4 protein-coding genes are annotated in these 3,075 nt (G+C 71.1%); all 4 read right to left on the bottom strand.

Going from position 1 to position 3,075, the window contains the following annotated elements; all coding sequences use genetic code 11:
* Window positions 1-159: 159 nt before the first annotated feature.
* The 4 genes from B9S58_RS29710 to B9S58_RS29720 all read right to left on the bottom strand — a co-directional run bounded on the left by B9S58_RS29710 (window position 160) and on the right by B9S58_RS29720 (window position 3,070).
* The gene (locus B9S58_RS29710) at window positions 160-1,263 is read right to left on the bottom strand and encodes a MarR family transcriptional regulator (protein ID WP_103535050.1); all 1,104 of its coding nucleotides are present in this window, start codon (window positions 1,261-1,263) and stop codon (window positions 160-162) included.
* A 440-nt stretch (window positions 1,264-1,703) separates the two neighbouring features.
* Window positions 1,704-2,210, bottom strand: coding sequence for an NUDIX hydrolase (locus B9S58_RS29715; RefSeq protein WP_103535048.1), 507 nt, complete (start codon window positions 2,208-2,210; stop codon window positions 1,704-1,706).
* Window positions 2,207-2,368, bottom strand: coding sequence for a hypothetical protein (locus tag B9S58_RS38260; protein WP_181009504.1), 162 nt, complete (start codon window positions 2,366-2,368; stop codon window positions 2,207-2,209). The genes B9S58_RS29715 and B9S58_RS38260 overlap by 4 nt, the downstream gene beginning before the upstream one ends.
* A 180-nt stretch (window positions 2,369-2,548) precedes the next feature.
* Window positions 2,549-3,070, bottom strand: a complete 522-nt coding sequence (locus B9S58_RS29720) for a GNAT family N-acetyltransferase (protein ID WP_103535049.1) — start codon at window positions 3,068-3,070, stop codon at window positions 2,549-2,551.
* Window positions 3,071-3,075: the final 5 nt, after the last annotated feature.

Below are 3,075 nucleotides of genomic sequence, written 5' to 3' on the forward strand. Positions count from 1 at the left end.
GTGCGGTATCTCGTTCTCCGGAAGAGGAAGGGCGTTCGTCGTCGTGTCCGGGATCTCACGGAGGCGCATGGCTGCCATGCGGGAGGTTCGGTCGCCTTTCGCACGGTTCGCCACCGGCTTCTGTCGGTTGGGGGTGTGAGGTGATTGTGGCGCTCGGGTTCAGACGGGTTTGAGCAGGTCGCGGAGGTTGGCCATGTGTGCCTTGATGTCGGCGATCCCGGCGGGGTGCTCCGGTTCCTCGGTGGCCGTGGAGTGGTGGGTGGTGCGGCAGGGGTGGCAGAGGCCGTCGGGGAGGGCCTCCGGGGGGCCGGGGCGGCCGCAGTCGGTGCATTCCATGAGGATGCGGCGCGGTGGGGCGAGGGTGACGGTTTGGGCGCTTTCGGTGGGCAGTCGGGGTGGGATCTTGTCGGTGAGGCGGCGGCGGATCAGGCCGGCAGGGCTGTCGACCCTGGTGGGGAGTCCTGCGGTGAGGGCGCTGGTCAGGTAGTCGACGGTGACGCCCCGGGCGAGCCACTGGGCCGCTTGTGGTTCGAGGGCGGCGCAGTCGTCGGCGGAGAGGGCGAGGCGGTGGTCGTCGCGGCCCAGGCGGGCCAGGGCCAGGTAGGCCGGGGAAGGACCGGCTACGAAGGTGCGGGGCGTCATGGGCGTTGCGGGCGTCTCGGAGACCGCGCACGGGACGGGCGGCGCGGGGGCCGCGCTCGGGGTGGGCGGAAGGGGCGGCGCGGGCTCGTCGTCCGGCCTCTGGTGCGGGGTGCGCTGCTGCGGTACGGCGGGGCATCCGGGGGCCTGGTCCGCACCGGGGCCCTCCGGCGCGGGCGGCGGCGGTTCCTCGGCCGGGACCCACGGCGGCGGGGTCGCCGTGGCCGGGGTCGCCGTGTCGGGGGTCGGGGTGTCCGGTGCGGAGTTGGCGGTCCGGGCGGCCTTCTCGGTGGCGAGGTAGGTGTTCCACCACTCGTTGTCGTGGGCGGTGCTGGACCAGAAGGTGCGGAAGACCCAGCGCGTCTCGTCGCCGTCGCTGACGGGGCACCGTACGCGTCGCAGGTGCCCGGCGACGGACAGGGCGGTCAGGGCGGTGGAGATGGCCTGCTGGCCGTAGAGCGGGAGCTGCTTGGCGAGCTGCTTCACGCTCATCGCCGCCCCCTCGGGGAGGTGGTCGACGAACCCGGCGACATACCGCTCACGCGTCGGCAGCAGGGCGAAATCTTCGCGCGTAGGTGCCTGTTGATCGGGAGCCGTGCGTTTGCCGTACCCGGGCTTGGCCATCGGGTACGCGGCGGAGAGTGCGGGGGCGGGCGGGGCGGAGCTAGGCTGCTGGGTAGCCACGGGATCGTCCTTCTGGGTGATCGATCTTGCGGTGAGACCCCGGCCTGGTGTGGCAACACCGCGTCGGGGTCGATTGGTTCTCGCACCGTAAGCAGTCGTGACGCTGCGCCGCAAGCTGTCACGATTAGTCATACTTGCTCGCCGTGACGAGGGTGGGGAGGTGGGGGAGGTTTTCCCAACCCCCCTGCATCTACCCGCCGGTTAGAGAAGGCGCTCGAACCCCGGGTCCCGCATCCCGACGCCCGAGTCCCGGCACCCGAGCTTCGGGCCGGAGCCCCACCCACGTACCCCCAGAAGAGTGAATCGGCTCTCCCGAAGCTCGGGTCACGGGTCACGGGATTCGAGGCGGGGCGCAGGAGAAACGCCTCAGCCAACTCGGCTCACCAGCCGGTGGCACCGTCCCGGAGGTATATCGGCCGACCGTCCTCCAGAGCCTTCACTGCCGCATCCAGTCGCCGCCGCATCCGCTCGCTGACCAGATCGCGGGCCTCCGCCATCGGGACGAAGCGGGCCTCGGAGAGTTCGTGATCGTGAGGTCGCAGTGCCTCGTCATCGTTGAGAGTGCCGCCGTTGAAGATGAAGGCGATCTGGTCGTCGCACGGACCGTGCGGGGCGACCCAGTCCACGACCAGGAGCCCGAGCAGATCGATGTCGCGGTCCAATTCCTCTCGCAGCTCGCGCCGGACCGCTTCTTCGGGCGGTTCGTTCGCTTCTGCCATGCCTCCAGGAAGGTCCCAGCCCGGCTTGTAGGTGGGGTTCACCAGCAGCACGCGTCCGAGCGCATCACGCAGGAGTACGTCTGCTGCGACACGTTTGCGGGCCTGCTTGGCGTTGCCCTCGGCGAGGTACGCGTTCCAGGCGTCAGGGTCGCCGGGTGTGGGACTCACTTCTGGATGCCTCCCTCAGGCGGGATGATGTCGGCCAGCAACAGCATTCTTGCGCGCCGCGCGTCGTCGAATCGCTCCAGGTACTGGCGGACCGGTGCGTGCGCCCTGTCAGACTCCAGAAGTCGGCGCAGGGCGTCGAGCTGGCGTACTACGCGCACGGAGCCCAGCGTGGGGCTCGTGCTGAGGAGGTCGTTGCCAGCTCAACCCTAAGATCAACAGCACACCACGTGTGGCTGCGGGGCCCGCACGAGGTCATCCAGCCCAGCAGGACGTAGCCCGCGTCAGAGCCTGTTCCGAGTTGGCCCATGGCGTCGCGACGGTCCAACCCAGAACAGGCCCTAACGGGCCCCCGGAACGGGCGCGTTGCCCGCCCACCGCATCTCGCCGTCCTCCCACTCCCCGGTCGGCCGTAGCCCCGCCGCCGCTGCCACCGCCTTGGAAGCGGCGTGGTCGGGGTGGATGTGGGCAACGAGTTCCCGGACGCTCCCGGCCGAGGCCAGGTGTGCCGCGAGGCCCTTCGCGGCCTCGCTCGCGTAGCCCCGGCCCTGCCACGGTGTCCCGATGACCCAGGAGATCTCCGCGCGGGGTCCCCGTACCGTCGCCTGGACGTACCCGGCGAGGCTTCCGTCCTCCCCGACCCGGAGTACCCAGTTCCACCACAGCTCCCCGGGGTCCGGCGAACCGTCGCACTGCCGCTCGTACCGGGCCCGCAGCGCGGCCGGGTCCGGCGGGCCGCCGCCGGTGAACACGTACAGCGCCGGGTCCGCGAGGACGACCGCCATCTCCTCGGCGTACGCCGGATCGAGGGGGAGCGCGTCGAGGCGGGCGGTGGCGAAGGGCAGGGGCGCGACAGTGGACACGGCCC

Source organism: Streptomyces sp. SM11 (assembly GCF_002910905.1).
In the GTDB taxonomy this organism is placed as follows: Bacteria; Actinomycetota; Actinomycetes; order Streptomycetales; family Streptomycetaceae; genus Streptomyces.

Excerpts from the sequence above, each read along its gene's own strand:
- B9S58_RS29710 (WP_103535050.1), bottom strand. The coding sequence starts at position 1,263 with ATGGCCAAGCCCGGGTACGGCAAACGCACGGCTCCCGATCAACAGGCA.